This window comes from Marinococcus luteus, from assembly GCF_034497705.1.
In the GTDB taxonomy this organism is placed as follows: domain Bacteria; phylum Bacillota; class Bacilli; order Bacillales; family Marinococcaceae; genus Marinococcus; species Marinococcus luteus_A.
The window spans coordinates 78,717-97,544 of the sequence record NZ_JAXRUV010000002.1 but is presented as its reverse complement, the minus strand read 5'-3'; the positions used below and the strand labels follow the sequence as shown (position 1 = coordinate 97,544).

The 18,828-nt window shown below is 47.9% G+C and carries 16 protein-coding genes, 1 tRNA gene, 1 other RNA gene, 1 pseudogene and 1 other annotated feature; of the genes and pseudogenes, 18 read left to right on the top strand and 1 reads right to left on the bottom strand.

Annotation, left to right across the window (positions count from 1 at the left end; genetic code table 11):
• The first annotated feature begins 22 nt into the window (after positions 1-22).
• The 8 genes from gyrA to Q9M42_RS04485 all read left to right on the top strand — a co-directional run bounded on the left by gyrA (position 23) and on the right by Q9M42_RS04485 (position 10,783).
• Positions 23-2,491 (top strand): DNA gyrase subunit A, encoded by a 2,469-nt coding sequence (gene gyrA, locus Q9M42_RS04520; RefSeq protein ID WP_322525341.1) that lies wholly within the window; start codon positions 23-25, stop codon positions 2,489-2,491.
• Between the two features lie 155 nt (positions 2,492-2,646).
• Positions 2,647-3,675, top strand: coding sequence for an HD-GYP domain-containing protein (locus Q9M42_RS04515; RefSeq protein ID WP_322525340.1), 1,029 nt, complete (start codon positions 2,647-2,649; stop codon positions 3,673-3,675).
• A gap of 193 nt (positions 3,676-3,868) precedes the next feature.
• Positions 3,869-5,326, top strand: coding sequence for an IMP dehydrogenase (gene guaB / locus Q9M42_RS04510; RefSeq protein ID WP_322525339.1), 1,458 nt, complete (start codon positions 3,869-3,871; stop codon positions 5,324-5,326).
• Positions 5,327-5,503: 177 nt separating this feature from the next.
• Positions 5,504-6,778, top strand: a complete 1,275-nt coding sequence (locus Q9M42_RS04505; protein ID WP_322525338.1) for a D-alanyl-D-alanine carboxypeptidase family protein — start codon at positions 5,504-5,506, stop codon at positions 6,776-6,778.
• 144 nt (positions 6,779-6,922) lie between these two features.
• On the top strand, positions 6,923-7,807 hold the full coding sequence (gene pdxS, locus Q9M42_RS04500) for a pyridoxal 5'-phosphate synthase lyase subunit PdxS (RefSeq protein ID WP_322525337.1): 885 nt from the start codon (positions 6,923-6,925) through the stop codon (positions 7,805-7,807).
• A gap of 24 nt (positions 7,808-7,831) precedes the next feature.
• Positions 7,832-8,422, top strand: a complete 591-nt coding sequence (pdxT, locus tag Q9M42_RS04495) for a pyridoxal 5'-phosphate synthase glutaminase subunit PdxT (RefSeq protein WP_322525336.1) — start codon at positions 7,832-7,834, stop codon at positions 8,420-8,422.
• A gap of 2 nt (positions 8,423-8,424) precedes the next feature.
• Positions 8,425-8,643 (top strand) — a binding site (T-box leader).
• A 61-nt stretch (positions 8,644-8,704) separates the two neighbouring features.
• The gene (serS, locus tag Q9M42_RS04490) at positions 8,705-9,985 is read left to right on the top strand and encodes a serine--tRNA ligase (RefSeq protein WP_322525335.1); all 1,281 of its coding nucleotides are present in this window, start codon (positions 8,705-8,707) and stop codon (positions 9,983-9,985) included.
• Between the two features lie 339 nt (positions 9,986-10,324).
• Positions 10,325-10,783 carry an Lrp/AsnC family transcriptional regulator gene (locus tag Q9M42_RS04485; protein WP_022792933.1) on the top strand — a complete coding sequence of 153 codons (459 nt, stop codon included), beginning with the start codon at positions 10,325-10,327 and terminating at the stop codon, positions 10,781-10,783.
• A gap of 52 nt (positions 10,784-10,835) precedes the next feature.
• On the opposite strand, the gene Q9M42_RS04480 is transcribed toward Q9M42_RS04485, so the two are convergent.
• A complete protein-coding gene (locus Q9M42_RS04480; RefSeq protein WP_322525334.1) occupies positions 10,836-11,207 on the bottom strand; it encodes a DUF3899 domain-containing protein in 372 nt (123 codons plus the stop codon).
• Between the two features lie 220 nt (positions 11,208-11,427).
• Here Q9M42_RS04480 and Q9M42_RS15530 point away from each other — a divergent pair.
• The 10 genes and pseudogenes from Q9M42_RS15530 to ffs form a co-directional block, all read left to right on the top strand.
• Positions 11,428-11,481: pseudogene (locus tag Q9M42_RS15530) on the top strand (stage V sporulation protein M); the annotation flags it as partial.
• A complete protein-coding gene (locus Q9M42_RS04475; protein WP_322525333.1) occupies positions 11,478-13,181 on the top strand; it encodes a peptide ABC transporter substrate-binding protein in 1,704 nt (567 codons plus the stop codon). The pseudogene Q9M42_RS15530 and the gene Q9M42_RS04475, both read left to right, overlap by 4 nt.
• Before the next feature lie 145 nt (positions 13,182-13,326).
• Entirely contained in the window at positions 13,327-14,253 is a 927-nt protein-coding gene (gene opp3b / locus Q9M42_RS04470; protein ID WP_322525332.1) for an oligopeptide ABC transporter permease, read from the top strand.
• Between the two features lie 6 nt (positions 14,254-14,259).
• A complete protein-coding gene (opp3C, locus tag Q9M42_RS04465) occupies positions 14,260-15,414 on the top strand; it encodes an oligopeptide ABC transporter permease (protein WP_322525331.1) in 1,155 nt (384 codons plus the stop codon).
• 18 nt (positions 15,415-15,432) lie between these two features.
• Entirely contained in the window at positions 15,433-16,485 is a 1,053-nt protein-coding gene (locus tag Q9M42_RS04460; protein ID WP_322525330.1) for an ABC transporter ATP-binding protein, read from the top strand.
• Positions 16,486-16,487: 2 nt separating this feature from the next.
• The gene (locus Q9M42_RS04455; RefSeq protein ID WP_322525329.1) at positions 16,488-17,420 is read left to right on the top strand and encodes an ABC transporter ATP-binding protein; all 933 of its coding nucleotides are present in this window, start codon (positions 16,488-16,490) and stop codon (positions 17,418-17,420) included.
• A gap of 126 nt (positions 17,421-17,546) precedes the next feature.
• Positions 17,547-17,639 (top strand) — tRNA-Ser (locus Q9M42_RS04450).
• An 82-nt stretch (positions 17,640-17,721) separates the two neighbouring features.
• Positions 17,722-18,207 carry a tRNA adenosine(34) deaminase TadA gene (gene tadA, locus Q9M42_RS04445; RefSeq protein ID WP_322525328.1) on the top strand — a complete coding sequence of 162 codons (486 nt, stop codon included), beginning with the start codon at positions 17,722-17,724 and terminating at the stop codon, positions 18,205-18,207.
• 86 nt (positions 18,208-18,293) lie between these two features.
• Entirely contained in the window at positions 18,294-18,464 is a 171-nt protein-coding gene (locus Q9M42_RS04440) for a YycC family protein (protein ID WP_322525327.1), read from the top strand.
• An 87-nt stretch (positions 18,465-18,551) separates the two neighbouring features.
• Positions 18,552-18,817, top strand: an RNA gene (ffs, locus tag Q9M42_RS04435) — signal recognition particle sRNA large type.
• Positions 18,818-18,828 lie beyond the last annotated feature (11 nt).

Here is an 18,828-nt window from a genome sequence, read left to right as displayed (position 1 = left end):
TAGAAAGTAGGAGGTTACTGCAATGGCAGAAAACGAATCCAGAGTCACGGAGATTGGTATCGGCGAGGAGATGCGTACCTCGTTTTTGGATTACGCGATGAGTGTTATCGTCAGCCGGGCCCTCCCGGACGTTCGTGATGGAATGAAGCCGGTGCATCGGCGTATTTTATTTGCAATGAGTGAGCTCGGCATGACCCCGGAAAAGCCGTTCCGGAAGTCCGCCCGTATCGTTGGGGACGTTATCGGTAAATACCACCCGCACGGCGACTCCGCAGTTTATGAAACAATGGTGCGCATGGCACAGGATTTCAGCTACCGCCATCCAATCGTAAACGGGCACGGGAACTTCGGGTCCGTGGACGGGGACGGAGCAGCGGCAATGCGTTATACCGAAGCAAAAATGTCTAAAATATCGCTTGAAATGGTCCGCGATATTAACAAAGATACGATTGATTATCAGGAAAACTATGACGGTAACGAGCGGGAGCCTGTGGTTCTGCCGGCGCGTTTCCCGAACCTGCTCGTTAACGGTACGTCCGGAATTGCCGTGGGTATGGCTACCAATATTCCGCCGCACCGTCTTGAAGAAGTTATTGACGGGGTACTCGCCCTGAGTGAAGATCCTGATATTACGGTAGAAGAGCTGATGGAATACATCCCTGGGCCGGATTTTCCGACAGCTGCTTCCATTTTAGGCCGCTCGGGTATCCGGAAGGCTTACCAGACGGGCAAAGGATCAATTATTATCCGTTCGCACGCCTACATTGAAGAGGATAAAAAAGGCAAGGAAACAATCATCGTAGATGAGCTGCCATATCAGGTGAACAAAGCCCGGCTAGTGGAGCGTATTGCAGAGCTGGTGCGCGATAAAAAAATCGACGGCATTACTGACCTGCGCGACGAATCAGACCGTAACGGCATGCGGGTCGTCGTGGAAGTACGAAGAGATGCCAACGCTAACGTTATTTTAAATAACCTATACAAGCAAACGGCGCTGCAGACGAGCTTTGGCATTAACATGCTGGCTCTTGTGAACGGCCAGCCGAAGGTGCTTAACCTCAAAGAATGTCTGTATCACTATCTCGAGCATCAAAAAGTAGTTATTAAGCGCCGGACTGCTTTTGAGCTTCGAAAAGCAGAGGCCCGTGCCCACATTGTTGAAGGCTTACGGGTGGCGCTTGACCATCTGGATGCGGTGATTGAGCTGATCCGGGGATCGGAAACAACGGAGATCGCAAGAAATGGTCTGATGGATAACTATGATTTGAGTGAAGATCAGGCACAGGCTATTCTCGACATGCGACTGCAGCGTTTAACCGGCCTTGAAAGAGACAAAATTGAACAGGAGTACCGGGAGCTGATGGAGCGCATCCGGGAGTTGAAAGAAATTTTGGCTAACGAAGAGCGGGTGCTCGAAATCATCCGGGAAGAGCTTACCGAAGTGAAGGAGAAATTCGGTGACGACCGTCGGACACGTCTGGAAGCAGGAGAGAATTCCATCGAAGACGAAGACCTTATTCCGCGGCAGGACGTAGTGGTCACTATTTCGCACCAGGGCTACATTAAACGTATGCCGATTGATACGTACCGGAGCCAGCGCCGCGGTGGACGGGGCGTACAGGGAATGGGAACGAATGAGGATGACTTTGTAGAGCATCTGCTGACGACCAATTCCCACCAGACAATTCTTTTCTTTACCAACAAAGGGAAAGTATATCGTTTGAAAGCTTACGAAATTCCTGAATTAAGCCGTACGGCTAAAGGGATTCCGTTAATTAATCTGCTTCAGATCGATAAAGGTGAATATATCAGCACGGTGATTCCGATCGAGGAATTTTCGGAAAACGCCTATCTATTCTTCCTGACGAAAAAAGGAATTTCGAAAAGAACTGTGCTGTCGGCCTTTTCAAACATCCGCAAGGGCGGCCTGTTCGCTATTAACGTCCGGGAGGACGATGAGCTTCACGGCGTGCGTCTCACCTCCGGCGACGATTCCTTAATTATCGGCACAAAGCAGGGAATGTCCATTCACTTTGATGAAGAGGACGTGCGCTCGATGGGGCGGACGGCTTCCGGAGTTAAAGCCATTTCGCTTCGCGAAGATGACGAAGTAGTAGGTATGGATATTTCAGTAGAGAATGAAATGATACTAATGGTAACGAACAAAGGATACGGGAAGCTTACCTCAATTGAAGAATTCAGTAAGCAGAACCGGGGCGGCAAAGGGTTAAAGGCGATTAAACTGACAAGCCGCACAGGAGAACTCGCAGCGATGCGTTCGGTGCCATTGGACATCGACCTGATGGTGATGACCATTCAGGGAGTGGTGATCCGTATGCAGGTAGGCGATGTTTCGAGACTTGGACGGTACGCGCAGGGCGTGCGCCTCATCCGTCTCGATAAAGGCGAGGCTGTTTCTACGGTGGCGCCCGTAATTGAACATGAAGCCATCGAAGAAGAAAACGTTCCAACAGAATCAGAGGAAGAATAGTTTGAAGTCCGGCCGTAGTTTAAACGGCTGGGCTTTTTTGCATGAAAAATGGAATTTTATTCTAAAAACCTTCATGAGAACAGGGAAAGTAGTGGTATTTTCCGGGGAAAATAGTAAAATATAAGTATTATATTAGTAGGAATGGAGTGGTCTCCATGCGGATACATATTAATCAGGCAGTGCCTGGATGCGTCCTGGTGAACGATATCTATGCAGTGAACGAAACACCGGTGGTCAGAAAACAAACGGCGCTGACAGAGCATTTAGTCGATATTATCAAACAATTTCTTGTGGAGTATATTGAAGTGAAGCCGGTGCTTGTCAATGGTGATCCCTTTTCTCCAGCTGAAGAGGCTGAGACAGCCACGGGGCATCATCAGCCGAGATTTGAAGACGTTTATGATGCAGCAGTGGAAGCGCATGAAGTCATGTGGCGCTCATGGACAGCTGGAGCCCCGATTGAAATGAAAAAAGCACGTGCCGTTGTTGCTCCCCTGCTCGAGGATATTGAAGAAAACGCTTCTCATATATTTACCAGCTATCAGTTTGCAGAACAGGAAAAGTACGAAAGTCATCATGCGGTATCAGTGGCGCTTTTAGCTGCGCTGCTGGCTAAAAAGCATGGCTGCACCCGGAAGGAATGGCTTGGAGCGGCGCTCGCCGGGCTCTTATGTGACGCTTCCCTGGCCAGAGTTTCTGCCGTAGAGCGTCAGAAGGCGGGAAAGCATCCGATTCAGAGCTACCAGATGGCAAAGGCTACCGGTATGCTCAGTGATGAGGTATTGCTGGCTATTTTGCAGCACCATGAACGTGAGGATGGAAGCGGGTATCCATTCGGGATGAAAAGCGGCAAAATATATGTGCTGAGCAGCATTGTAGCAGCGGCGGACATGTATCACGCCATGGCAAGCGAACGATTGGAGAATGAGGGAAAATCGGCTTTTCATGCAATGCGTGAGCTGACGGTGCAGTCGTTTGGAAAGCTTCCTCCCGCCGTCGTCGAAACATTAACAGAGCAGTTCATTACTGTAATGACCGGAAAGAAAGTGCAGCTCGCCGACGGCAGCTCTGCTTCGATCGTGCACATGGACCGCCGTGAGATAGAATATCCGTTGGTTCAGCTTGATAAAGACGGTCAGGTCGTCCAGTTAAATGAAAAGTCATCCATCCACCATGTGATCTAGCATGGTGGATACAGCTTTGAAATCCTTTACATAATTATTAGCGCCTGTTTATAAATTTTCGGAAAAATAAAACATCTTCCTTTTACTTCTGAGTCTGGCTCAAACGTGATAAGATATTAGAAATAAATATAGTTACAGGCAGCAGGACAGTGAGAAATCCTGTAAAATCAACCATTTTGAAGGAGGAAGATTCGTGCGAGCAGATAAGTTTTCCCAAGAAGGTCTAACATTTGATGACGTTTTATTGTTACCGGCAAGATCTGATATTCATCCAAGGGATGTATCAGTACGGACATCGTTAACCGATAAGCTTCCTTTAAATATTCCTGTTGTAAGCGCTGGAATGGATACAGTGACGGAAGCAGATATGGCGATCGCGATGGCACGGGCCGGCGGTCTTGGCATAGTGCATAAAAACATGTCTATCGAAGCCCAGGCAGAAATGGTGGATCAGGTGAAGCGCTCAGAAAGCGGAGTTATTACGAATCCTTTCTTCCTTCACCCGGACCACCAGGTGTTCGATGCAGAACATCTAATGGGGAAATACCGCATTTCCGGCGTACCGATCGTTGACGAGAACCAAAAGCTGGTGGGAATCATTACGAACCGCGATCTCCGCTTTATCGAAGACTATTCGATTGGAATCAAAGAAGTGATGACCGCCAACAATCTCGTTACAGCACCAGTGGGAACTACGCTTGAGGAAGCGGAGGATGTACTGCAGAAACACCGGATTGAAAAGCTTCCACTTGTAGAAAAGGATGGCACCCTGAAAGGCCTGATTACGATTAAAGACATCGAGAAGGTAATCGAATTCCCTCATTCGGCAAAGGATACCCAGGGGAGACTTCTCGTCGGAGCGGCTGTCGGGGTGAGCGCCGATACGGATAAACGTGTGGAAGCTCTGGTTAAAGCAGAAGCCGACGCAATTGTGATCGATACTGCCCACGGTCACTCCAAAGGCGTACTCGACAAAATTGCAGAAATCCGCAGCAGCTATCCTGATGTCGTGCTGATAGTTGGAAATGTGGCCACGGCTGAAGGCACGAGGGATTTAATCGAGGCAGGCGCCGATATTGTAAAAGTCGGCATCGGTCCGGGCTCTATATGTACAACCCGTGTAGTAGCTGGCGTTGGTGTTCCGCAGATCACCGCTGTATATGAGTGTGCAGAAGAAGCGGATAAGCATAACGTACCGATTATTGCCGACGGCGGAATCAAATATTCCGGCGATATCGCCAAAGCTCTGGCTTCCGGTGCTCATGCAGTGATGCTCGGCAGCCTGCTTGCAGGAGTGACAGAAAGTCCTGGGGAGCGTGAAATTTATCAGGGCCGCCAGTTTAAAGTTTACCGTGGCATGGGCTCGATGAGCGCTATGGAGCAGGGAAGCAAGGACCGCTATTTCCAAGAAAACAGCCAAAAGCTTGTACCGGAAGGCATTGAAGGCCGTATCCCTTATAAAGGCCCGCTGAAGGATACGATCCACCAGCTGCTTGGCGGCTTGAGGGCCGGTATGGGCTACTGCGGTACCCCGACAATTTCATCTTTGCGTGAAGATGCCCGCTTTGTGCGGATTACTAACGCCGGCCTGCGGGAAAGTCACCCTCACGACGTGCAGATTACGAAAGAAGCACCAAACTACTCTTCCTAAGAACGAAAGACGGGAGCCGCCGGCTCCCGTCTTTTTTATGTCGATAGATATTTCCCGGGAAATATCTATGAACGTTGTCGAGTGCAGGCGGCTTTATAAAAGGAACAATGACAGGTATGTTTTAAAATGGGGCTGTGGTAAAATATGCGATAGCAAAACACCACGGAGGTGCAGAGATTGAAGAGAAATAAGTTAAAAACAGCAGGTGTTGCCTGCGTGGCGGCTGCAGCTATCTGGACGTTCGGCAGCGTGCCGGCTCAAGCGGCAGAGCCAGATATAGAAGCAAGCGCTTCTATTATGATAGATGCAGATACAGGGCAGGTAGTTTTTGAAGACAATACCGATGAACTGCTTTCTGCGGCCAGCATGTCCAAAATGATGACAGAATACATAGTAAACAAAGCAGTCGAGGACGGAGATATCAGCTGGAACGATGAAGTAGCAATCAGCGATAAAGTCCGCGAACTTTCTCTTCAAACAAATTTATCAAACGTCCCTCTTCGCCAGGACGAAACCTATACAGTGGAAGAGCTCTACGAGGCTATGGCCATTTACTCTGCGAATGGCGCAACGATAGCTCTGGCAGAACATATCGAGGGCAGTGAGGCAGCCTTTGCCGATCGAATGAATCAGCAGGCCGGAGAGCTTGGTATGGAAAATTATGAATTCGTGAATGCGACCGGGCTGAATAATTCCATGATGATGGATCACGCCCCGGAAGGCAGCGAAGAAAATGCAGAGAACATGATGTCGGCAAACGATACTGCCCTTTTGGCTTATCATCTTTTAGATGAGTATCCTGAAGTGCTTGATGTGGCTGGCATTCCGAAAAAGACATTCAAAGAAGGCACGGAAGAACCAACCGATATGATTAACTGGAATAAAATGCTTCCAGGGCTTGAGCAGGAATACGAAGGAGTGGACGGCCTGAAAACAGGCACCACTGATCTGGCTGGTAATGCTTTTACCGGGACGATCGAACAGGACGGAAACAGATATATATCGGTAGTGATGAATGCAGAAACGAAAATGTCGCGCTTTACCGAAACGGCTAAACTATACGATTATGCCGAACGTGAGCTTGAAAGCCGGACACTCGTGGAGAAGGGCGCAGAAATCGATGGGGAATCATCCATTGAAGTCGAAGGCGGACAGGAAGAAAGTATAGACGTGACGGCTGGAGAAAAGCTGGAGCTCATTTCGTCGGAGGAAATAGAACCGGAATATGAAATTGCCGTATCCAAAAGTGAAGCCCCGATCGAAAAGGGAGAAGAAGTCGGTACAGTGGTCGTCGCAAACAGTGAAGCCTCGTATGTGCAGGGCGGAGCTAGCCGTACAGAAGTACCTTTGACAGCAGATGAAGCCGTAGAGGAGCGCGGGTGGTTTGGAAATATTGTGCAGAGCGTCAGCAACCTGTTCATCAGCGTATGGCACGCAGCTGCTGGTAAATAAAAGCTGGCATAAAAGCTTTTTCAGCTGCAAACAAGATGCTTTATCCGGACATAGTATAGTGTTACAATAGGACTACTGAGTGTTATTATTACACCGCAAAGATCGGTGGCAATAGATATAATAATGGAGCTGGAGGGCTGAAGTATGGCAGAGAGAGGAACAGACCGCGTTAAAAGAGGCATGGCTGAAATGCAAAAAGGCGGCGTTATTATGGACGTCGTTAACGGAGAACAGGCGAAAATCGCCGAAGAGGCAGGAGCAGTAGCTGTTATGGCACTGGAACGGGTGCCTTCAGACATCCGTGCTGCCGGCGGCGTAGCCCGCATGGCAGATCCTACAATTGTTCAGGAAGTGATGGACGCTGTATCGATTCCTGTAATGGCAAAAGCCCGTATCGGCCACATCGTGGAAGCGCGGGTGCTCGAATCACTGGGCGCTGATTATATTGATGAAAGCGAAGTGCTTACACCGGCGGACGATGTGTATCATATGGATAAATCAGAGTACACGGTTCCGTTTGTCTGCGGAGCTCGTGATCTCGGTGAAGCGACCCGCCGTATTGGTGAAGGAGCTTCCATGCTTCGGACAAAAGGGGAGCCGGGCACGGGCAATATTGTGGAAGCAGTACGCCATATGCGTTTGATCCAGTCTCAAATCCGCAAAGTGATCGGCCTGTCGAAGGACGAATTAATGACAGAAGCGAAAAATCTTGGTGCGCCGTACGAACTGCTGCTTCAAATTCGCGAAGAAGGACGCCTTCCAGTCGTTAACTTTGCAGCAGGCGGCATAGCAACACCAGCCGACGCCGCTTTAATGATGGAGCTCGGCGCCGACGGTGTATTCGTAGGCTCCGGTATTTTCAAATCCGAATATCCGGATAAATTTGCCCGGGCCATCGTAGAAGCGACCACGCACTATGAAGACTATGAGCTGATCGCTAAGCTGTCCAAAGGACTGGGTACTGCAATGAGCGGGATGGATATTTCCCAGCTTGAAGGCTTTGACCGTATGCAGGACCGCAGTCAGTAATATAAATCCAGGGGGTTTTTACTCGTGATGAAAATCGGCGTTTTAGCTCTTCAAGGCGCTGTTCGTGAACATGTCAAAAGTTTAGAGGCCCCTGATACGGAAATTATTATCGTAAAACGGCCAGAACAGCTTGAAGAAATTGATGGGTTGGTCTTTCCAGGCGGCGAAAGCACGACGATGCGACGGCTGGTGGAAAAATATCAATTTTTTGAACCGCTGCAGGCGTTCGCCAAAGCAGGAAAACCAGTGTTTGGCACATGTGCCGGATTGATTTTAATGGCTACTGACGTGGTAGGCGAGCCGGAAGGCCATCTCGAACTGATGGACATGACGGTTCAGCGTAATGCGTTCGGCCGTCAGCGTGAAAGCTTTGAAACCGAGCTTTCCATTCGCGGAGTCGCGGATGATGTCGAAGCGGTATTCATCCGGGCCCCGTTGATTACGGAAGTTGGACAAAATGTCGAAGTGCTTGCAGAATATAAAGATGAAATCGTGGTTGCACGGCAGGATCATCTGCTTTCCTGCTCCTTTCATCCGGAGCTGACGAGCGACCGCAGGTTTCATCAGTATTTCGTACAGATGGTACGTGAAGCACAGGCAGCAGTAAATGTGTAAATACAATCGCGTTGATGGACAATAGTACTTTTGCTTTTTTCTTCAGAGAGTCGGTGGCTGGTGTGAACCGATGAAAATGCGAAAGGAATCCCGTCCGGAGTAAAACGGTGAACGAAAGTAGCCGTTTTCGGTTCGTCCCCGTTAATGGATGAGAGAAAGCCGGCAGTAAAGTTTACTGCAACGAGGGTGGCAACGCGGGAAATTAAAGTCTCGTCCCTGATTCACAGGGGCGGGGCTTTTTTATAATATATAAACAGCTACTATTTGAAGGAGGAATCACCTATGCTAGACCCTAAACGATTGCGAAATGATTTTAATGCAGTAAAAGAGCAGCTTTCGAAGCGAAATGAAGATATCAGTGAATTGGATTCCTTTGAAGAACTCGACCGCGAACGCAGGGAACTGATCCAGGAGACGGAGGAGTTAAAACAGCGGCGCAACACCGTATCCGATGAAATCGCAGCTAAAAAGAAAAACAAAGAAGACGCCGATGAATTGATTACGGAAATGCGGGACGTATCAGGAAGGGTTAAAAAACTGGATGAACAAATCCGTGAAAAGGATGAACGCCTGCAGCATATTCTGCTTTCCATTCCAAATGTTCCACATGAAACAGTTCCAGTCGGCGAAGATGAATCAGATAACGAAGAGGTGAGAGTCTGGGGAGAAAAACCGGTGTTTGATTTTGCCCTGAAGCCGCACTGGGACCTCGGTGTGGATCTGAATATGCTTGATGCCGAGCGGGCTGCCAAAGTAACCGGAAGCCGGTTCATGTTTTATAAAGGAGCCGGGGCACGTCTTGAACGGGCGCTGATTCAGTTTATGATGGATCTGCACAGCGATGAACACGGCTATGAAGAATTGATTCCCCCGTATATGGTGAATCGCGACAGCATGACCGGCACCGGCCAACTCCCGAAATTTGAGGAGGATGCTTTTCAAATCCAGGAAGAGGACTATTTTCTCGTGCCAACGGCAGAAGTTCCTGTCACGAACATGCACCGCGAAGAAATTCTCGCAGGAAAAGAACTTCCGAAAGCCTATACCGCTTTCAGTGCGTGCTTCCGATCTGAAGCAGGCTCGGCAGGAAGGGACACTCGCGGCTTAATCCGCCAGCACCAGTTTAATAAAGTGGAGCTTGTACGGTTTACGACGCCGGAAGATTCCTATGAAGAGCTTGAAACTCTAACAGGCCACGCCGAAAAAGTACTGCAGCTGCTCGATCTTCCGTATCGTGTGATGAATATGTGCACGGGGGACTTAGGCTTTACGGCAGCGAAAAAATACGACATCGAAGTATGGCTCCCTAGCTATGAAGACTATAAAGAAATTTCGTCCTGCAGTAATTTTGAGGATTTCCAGGCCCGGCGCGCGAATATCCGCTTTAAGCGGGACCGCGATGCAAAAACGGAATTTGTGCACACACTAAACGGCTCAGGGCTTGCTTTGGGACGAACAGTGGCAGCGATCATGGAAAACCATCAGCAGGAGGACGGCAGCATTAAGATTCCTGAAGTGCTGCGCGGTTATATGGGCAACAAAGAATATATTACAGCAAAATAATCCAGCTTCAATAAAACTCTGGACGCTTTAGACGGCCAGAGTTTTTTATAGTTATGCAAAATACTTTCGAGGTTGCGATTGTAATGAAAGCGATTACATTGTAGTATAGGGAGTATCTCGGGGCTTTTTTCGAATCATATAGTGTTATATAATCTTACAAAAAAATTCATAAAATTCTTTCACGAATATTGCAATAATAAGAACAATTACTTATAATTACGTTAATCCACCCGGGGAATTGTTACGAAATTACTAAATTGAGCTGCGGTTGTCTCGGTAATTCGTAATAAAGGATGCAAGGTCATCAAGGTGAGAATGGGAAAAAGAGAAGGGATGCCAATGAGCGTTTCATTAGATCAGGTAGATATGTCGATACTCGGGTATCTGCAGGCTAACGGCAAGGAGTCATACAGTGAAATTGCCCGCTGTCTGGGAGTAAGTGAGGGGACTGTCCGTTCAAGAATTAACAAAATGCTCCGGCATAACGTCTTTGAATTTATCATACATACCAATCCGAACAAAATCGGCCTAGATGTACAGACGATTATCGGGCTGAGCACAAAACTCGGGATGCAGGACGAAATTGCGAGTAAGCTCCAGCGTTTTTCCGAAGTAAGGTTTGTCGGTGCTTTCTCTGGTAATCATGATTTAATTTTACAGGCTTATTTTAGAAATAACGAGGATTTAGTGAATTTTGTTAACAGAGATTTAGCACAAATTGACGGAATTTTGAACGCTGATGTGAATGTGGAATTAAAACAGTATAAGGATTCGTTCTCTTATTTAACTCCTGAATGAATATAAACATTAAAGGTGGTGGTACCACGGGCGCTGATGAATCTGGAAAAATTTAATTAACTGCGTAGTATACAGCAAGCAGCAGAAGATCCAGGCTAACCAGTGCAATTGTTTGAATGAAAAGCATACGGAAAAAAGAAGTCTGAATGACCTCGGACGGAGCAAGCCGTTGTTCCCAGCCTTGAGTTGAAGGTCTGGAGGGGGCGAGGCGGTGAGCCACTTTTCGAAAGCTGTGGGTAATGGCATCAAAAAATCCTCCGCGCATTACAAACGCTGCAATGAAAATGATTAGATAAAACAGAGCTACATAAAACACATAATTGATCACATTCAGCAGCCCAAAGGCCGGAGAAAAAATGAAAAACAGCAGGCTAGCAACTATTAAATTAACGGCAAATATGGAGAGATTCAGCTTCCAATGCATAGACGGAACTCCTTCAGGAATTTTATAACGCCCATTATTATAGCATAACTGCTGCCTGCCGCTGAACGAAATATCTCATTTACGAATAATTGCCCTTTGGGAAAAATATTAATGCTTTTCGTATAGACAAAGCGAATAAATTTTCATTTTCGCAAAAAATCAAAAAATTAGTGAAAATATTCGCAATATCTTGTATACTTTGTAAATATAGAGATAACAGAAATTTTACACAATAAAATATCGAAAGTTTTGGGGAGGTCAACATATCTTATGAAAAAGACAAAAATGACAGTATTAGCTTCTGCATTAACAGCAAGCACAGTGCTTGCAGCGTGTTCCGGCGGCGGGGGCGGAGAGTCCGGCGGAGACGGCGGCAACGGCGGTGGTGACGGAGGCGGCGAAGGCCAGGCAAGCGGCGAGCAGGTAGTCAACCTGGCGCAGTCTGCGGATATTCCTTCCATGGACCCGTCACTCACCACCGATACATACGGTATTCAGTGGACAGGGGAAATTTATGAAGGTCTCTATCGCCTCGGTGAAAACGGTGAGACAGAAGAAGGGATTGCTACGGGGGAACCGGAAGTGAGTGATGACGCTCTTACGTATACATTCAACCTCCGGGAGGATGCCACCTGGACAAATGGGGACACGGTCACAGCTGAAGACTTTGTTTATTCCTGGCAGCGTGCTGTGGATCCGGAAACGGCTTCTGAATATGGCCCTTACATGATGGGTGGCGTTATCGACAATGCTACCGAGATCAGTGAGGGAGAAGCAGATCCGGAAGAACTGGGCGTCGAAGCAGTGGATGAACACACACTTGAGGTAACGCTTGAAAAAGCGACACCTTACTTTGAATCATTAGCTACGTTCCCAACCTTCCTTCCATTAAATGAAGAATTTATGGAAGAGCAGGAAGATGATTATGCCTTAGGACCTGACAGCATGATGACGAATGGACCGTTCACAATGGAAGAGTGGAATCAGGGTGAAAGCATGAAGTTTGTGAAAAATGAAGACTACTGGGACGCAGACGCTGTTCAGCTTGAAGAAATCAACGTCCAGGTTGTAAAAGAAGTATCTACCGGCGTTAACCTTTACGACACCGGAGAAGTGGACCGTACAGGAGTTAGTGCAGAATTTGTGGACGAGTACAGCACGGAGCAGGATTTCCGTACGGTAGAGGAGCCGACTGTTTTCTATCTTAAAATGAACCAGGAAGGCAACGAAGCTCTCGATAACGAAAACATTCGTAAGGCTATCCAAATGTCTGTGGATAAAGAAGGATTAACAGATACGATACTGAACAACGGATCTATTCCTGCTGAAGGCTTAATGCCAGCCGACTTTGTATTCAGTCCGGACGGTGAAGAAGACTTCCGTGAACAGAATGGAAACCTTGCTGAAGTAAACAAAGAAGAAGCTCAGGACCTCTGGGAAGAGGGACTTGAAGAGCTTGGTTCTGACAGTGTAGAGGTTGGTTTCCTCGGTGATGACACAGAAACAGCCCAGAACACCAACGCCTATATTAAAGAACAGCTGGAAACCAACCTTGAAGGGCTTACGGTAGATGTTCAAGAAGTGCCTTTCCAGGAGCGTCTGGACCGCGACACGAACATGGACTATGACATGCAGTTTGCCGGATGGGGACCAGACTACGTGGATCCAAACACCTTCATGAACCTGTTTGAAACTGACGGCGAAAATAACCATATGGGCTACTCCAACGAAGAATATGATTCCCTTCTCGAAGAAGCAAACAGTGATTTGGCTACAGAGCCGGAAGCACGCTGGGACAACTTCCTCCAGATGGAACAGATTCTCATTGAAGAGGATGCCGCAATTTCACCATTGTACCAGCGCTCCCAGGCTTACCTCTGGAACCCGGCGCTGCAGGGAGTTATCGTAAACTCTGCTGGTCCTGATTTTGAATACAAATGGGCCTACATGAACGAAGACGCGACAGAAGAATAAAAACTAAATAAAATAATATTTTCAGGGGGCAAGAGAGTATATCCATGATAATTGGCTTATACTCTCTTTTCCCTTGTTTCCTGTTAAGTTACAAAGATGAGTATCAAAGAAAAACATCAAAAATCTCTAAGGAGGAAAAAAGCACATGGCTCGTTACATTGTCACAAGGATTGTTTATATGGCGATTACACTCTTTGTTATCGCCAGTATTACATTCTTTCTTATGAAATTGATGCCAGGAACACCGCTGAGCGCTGCCGACCGCCTGCCGGAAGCCCAGCAGCAAATTGTGCTGGAGCAGTACGGATTGGACAAGCCGGTGCCGCTGCAATATGTTGACTACATGCTTGGCCTCGTCCAGGGGGACCTGGGGGTTTCTTTTCAGTTTGATAACCGGGACGTTTCCTCGATACTTGGAAACCGGATAGGCCCGTCCCTGCAGCTCGGAATTCAGTCGTTGATTATAGGCTCTATTCTGGGAGCTATGCTCGGGCTGATTGCTGCTATTTTTCATAACGGTATTTTAGACTTTGGCTCCACGCTGCTTGCAGTTATTGGGACCTCCATTCCGTCTTTTATTTTTGCAGGACTTCTTCAATATTATTTAGGCGTGCAATGGCAACTATTGCCGGTCGCCACATGGGGCACACTTGCCCACACCATTATGCCGACAATTGCGTTATTAATATTCCCTATGGCAATTTGTGCGAGGTTTATGCGTACGGAAATGCTTGAAGTACTCAATAAGGATTATATTATGACGGCAAGAGCCAAAGGGGTTAAATGGTCTTCTGTAATTTTGAAGCACGGGCTGCGTAATGCGCTGATTCCACTAATTACAGTGCTCGGTCCGCTTGCGGTCAGTCTGTTGACCGGAACGCTTGTTATCGAGCAAATCTTTGCGGTGCCCGGGATCGGGGAACAGTTTGTTACAGCTGTAACGACTAACGATTATCCAATGATTATGGGAACAACGCTGTTTTTCAGCTTCTTGTTCGTTCTGATTATTTTAATCATTGATATTCTCTACGGCATCATCGATCCGAGAATCCGCCTGGATGGAGGGAAATAATATATTATGCAGCACGAAAATGACAAAGAAAAAAAATATAATAAAGAATTGTTTTCTCCGGCAGACGTCAGAGAAGGAGAAACCGAGAAAATAAACCGTAAAAGCCGAACGTTTTGGCAGGATGCGTTCCGCGCGTTGCGTAAAAATGTAGCAGCTATGATTTCCCTGGCCGCTTTAGTATTAATTACACTTCTTGCAATATTTGGCCCAATGATGAATGAATATACGCCGAGAGAGCAGGATCTATCGAGATCTAACCTGCCTCCGAAAGCACCTGTTTTAGAAAACATTGGGTTTTTAAATATGGACGGCCAGGAAACCTATGTATTCGAGCATATCTCTGCCGAGCAGGCGCAAATGAACGCTGAGAGCCGTTTTGGCGAAGGAGACTACGTAGAATATGAAACGCTGAGTGAAGGCGATGGTTCTGTAGGATCCGCCCAGGTTCAGGCAAGTGTTGATACTTATGCAGAAGCCGGCGTGGAAGGGAACTTCTGGTTTGGTACAGACCGGCTCGGCCGCGATCAGTGGACAAGAACGTGGGACGGTACAAGGGTATCGCTTTACATTGCCCTGATTGCGACGCTGCTTGATTTGTTTATCGGTGTTGCCTACGGCGGTATTTCCGGTTTCTTTGGCGGAAGGACAGATAACATTCTGCAGAGGATACTCGAGGTTCTCTCCGGTATCCCAAATCTAGTTATTTTAATTCTGATGATTGTTGTCCTGGATCCGGGTATTCTCTCTATATCGCTTGCGATAGCGATTACCGGGTGGATCGGAATGTCGCGTATCGTCCGGGGAGAAATCTTAAAGCTGAAAAACGAAGAATTTGTGCTGGCTTCCCAGACGCTCGGTTTATCTAATTCTAAAGTTATTACAAGGCATCTGGTGCCAAATACATTAGGCTTAATCATTATAAACACGATGTTTACAATTCCGAGTGCGATTTTCTTCGAAGCTTTTCTGAGCTTTATCGGTCTGGGCCTGCAGGCGCCAAACGCTTCGCTCGGGGTGTTGATTGATAATGGCTTTGACGCTCTGCAGACTACGCCGCACGTATTAATATTTCCAGCCGTCGTGCTGTCGGTGCTAATGATTGCCTTTAACATTTTGGCTGATGGTATGCGTGATGCGTTTGATCCGAAGATGCGCGATTAGAATGTGGGAGGAACGAACATGAGTAATGAAACCATTTTAGAAGTGAAAAATTTAAGTGTTTCCTTTAAAACCGCCAACGGTGAAGTTCAGGCGGTAAGAGACATTAGTTTTTCAGTCGGAAAAGGGGAAACGCTGGCGATCGTAGGCGAGTCCGGATCGGGCAAATCGGTGACGACAAAAGCGCTGATGGGACTGCTTCCGGCACCGAAGGGGTATATTAAGAACGGCAATATTCTATACGGGGATGAGGATTTTGCCAAGCTGAGCGATAAACAGATGACCAGATACCGGGGCAAGGATTTTGCGATGATTTTCCAGGATCCAATGACGTCCCTGAATCCGACGATGAAGGTAGGAACTCAGGTGATGGAAGGGCTGCGGATGCACCGTGGCATGAACAAAGAGGAAGCGAAAACAGAAGCGGTGCGGCTGTTGGAGCTGGTCCGGATTCCGGATGCGAAGGCAAGAATGAATCAGTATCCGCACCAGTTTTCCGGCGGTATGCGCCAGCGGGTGGTCATTGCTATTGCACTTGCCTGCGACCCGAAGGTATTGATCGCAGACGAGCCGACAACAGCGCTCGACGTAACGATTCAGGCGCAAATTCTCGATATTATGAAAGATATTCAGGAAGAGTTTGAAACCTCGATCATTTTCATTACGCACGATTTAGGCGTTGTTGCTAACGTAGCGGACCGGGTGGCAGTCATGTATGCTGGTAAAATTGTAGAAATCGGTTCTGTCGATGAACTCTTTTATAATCCCAAGCACCCGTATACATGGGGTCTCCTCGGTTCCATGCCGACAGTGGATCAACGCGAGGAAGAGTTGTTTGCCATCCCGGGAACGCCTCCGGACCTGCTTCATCCGCCCAAGGGAGACGCCTTTGCTCCCCGGAACCGGTACGCGCTGAAAATTGATTACGAAGAGCAACCGCCGATGTTTCAGGTCTCTGAGACGCATTACGCAGCGACATGGCTGCTGCACGAAAACTCACCGGACGTACAACCACCCGCCTCAGTACAGCAGCGCATTGAGGAGATGGACGGGAAATGGGAGGCAGGACAGTAGATATGAGTGATGAGAAATTACTGGAAATCAAAAATCTGAGTCAGCACTTTAAAACAGGCAGAAAGAGTGTCGTGCGGGCAGTCGATGGATTGAATTTTGATATATACAAAGGGGAAACGTTTGGACTTGTAGGAGAATCGGGCTGCGGGAAGTCAACGACCGGGCGCTCGATTATCCGCCTGTATGAAGCAACGAACGGAGAAGTTTTGTTCAAGGGAGAAAATGTGCAGGGAAAAAAATCCAGGGCGGAGCTGAAAAAGTTTAACCGCCAGATGCAGATGATTTTCCAGGATCCATATTCCTCGCTGAACCCGCGGATGAAAGTCATTGATATCATCGCGGAAGGCATTGATATTCACGGACTTGCAAAGGATAAAGAAGAACGGCGCCAGCGTGTGTATGACCTGCTCGAAACGGTTGGGCTGAGCAGGGAGCACGCGGAGCGCTATCCACACGAATTCAGCGGGGGCCAGCGCCAGCGGATCGGGATTGCGCGGGCGCTTGCTGTGAAGCCCGAATTTATCATTGCCGATGAACCTATTTCGGCTCTCGATGTGTCGATTCAGGCGCAGGTGGTTAACTTAATGAAAAAGCTTCAGCGGGAAGAGGATTTAACGTACTTGTTTATTGCCCACGACTTGTCCATGGTAAAATATATCAGCGACCGTATTGGTGTCATGTATTTCGGACGGTTGGTTGAGCTTACTTCGAGTGAAGAGCTGTACAGAAATCCACTGCACCCGTATACGAAATCGCTTTTATCCGCGATTCCACAGCCGGATCCGGTACACGAGCGCACAAGACGCCGGCTTGCTTATAACCCGGAAGATCATGACCAGAGCGAAGAGCCTGAATTCCGGGAAGTAACAAAGGATCACTACGTGCTGTGCACAAGTAAAGAATTTGAAGAGATGCAGCAGCAGGCACCGGTATAAATTATATCTCCCCGTTCCGTAAGCCGTAGAGGAACGGGGAAATTTTCTTTCTGTATGGGTTGATCAACGGTTAGGCCTGTGCTATGATTATCGTTGTCAGTCACCAAGCTACATATTTTTCAGCACGGAGGAGTACCCAAGTCTGGCTGAAGGGAGCGGTCTTGAAAACCGCCAGGGGCTTTGCGGCCCGCGGGGGTTCGAATCCCTCCTCCTCCGCCATTAATTTACAGTGAGAACTGCCCCAGACGGCAGTTTTTTTTAACGCCACTATCCGTTACGAGTGAAAAGAGGGCAGACGGTAATGGATCTACATACATATTGGATGCAGGAAGCCATCCGCGAGGCAGAGCAGGCAGAAGCAGCTGGAGAAGTACCGATTGGTGCGGTCATCGTTTATCAGAATGAAGTGATCGGTCGGGGGCGGAACAGGCGCGAGGAAGATCAGCAGGCATCCGCTCATGCTGAGATGATTGCCATTCAGGAAGCCTGTACGTTTTTAAACAGCTGGCGGCTTGAGGAATGTACGCTTTACGTTACACTTGAACCGTGTCCGATGTGCGCAGGGGCTATTGTGCAGTCCCGGGTGCCTTCCGTCGTTTTTGGAGCGTATGACCCAAAGGCAGGCTGCGCCGGAACGCTGATGAACCTGCTTCAGGAGGAGCGCTTTAATCACCGCTGTGACGTCATTCCCGAAGTTGAAAGCGCCGCCTGTGCAAATCTTCTCACGTCATTTTTCCGGCGAATGAGAGATAAGAAAAAGAATAATAAGAAAGAAAACGGGGAATAGCTCTACAGTCGTTTAATTCTATTTGGAATATAGAAGCAGGCCGTGCTATATTTAACAAAATTATTGAATAAACAGGAGGTTTTCCAGTGCGTTCAAATCAATTTACCGTGGAAACAGCGCAGAAGCTTTCCGAAAAGCTGAATGTCCCGGCTGAGCAAATCATGCATACACCGCCTCATCTGATTAAAGAAAAGATTGCCGAATGGGAAGAAAAAGAAGTCGGTAAAAGTTCTTGTAAATCCATGTCTGCCGATTAAACTTCACCGGTTGCATATTATCGAAAAAATAGATATACTTATTAATGCGCTTCGATAAGAAGTGCCTAAATATAGTGAACCCATTTGCCGTGCTAAGTGGGGAGGTAGCGGTGCCCTGTACTTGCAATCCGCTATAGCAAGACCGAATCCCTTTCCGAGGCTTTATTTTTGTAGGGTCTGCCCTGCGTAAGTGGTGTTGACGTCCAGGTTCTGCGCAACGGAAACCCGCGAACCCTGTCAGGTCCGGAAGGAAGCAGCAGTAAGCGGACTCTTCCGTGTGCCGCAGAGCTGCCTGGACCGAGCAAACTGCGCAGGTAACGCTTATGAAAATATTGTCGAAGAAAGGTGCACGGCTCTATAAACA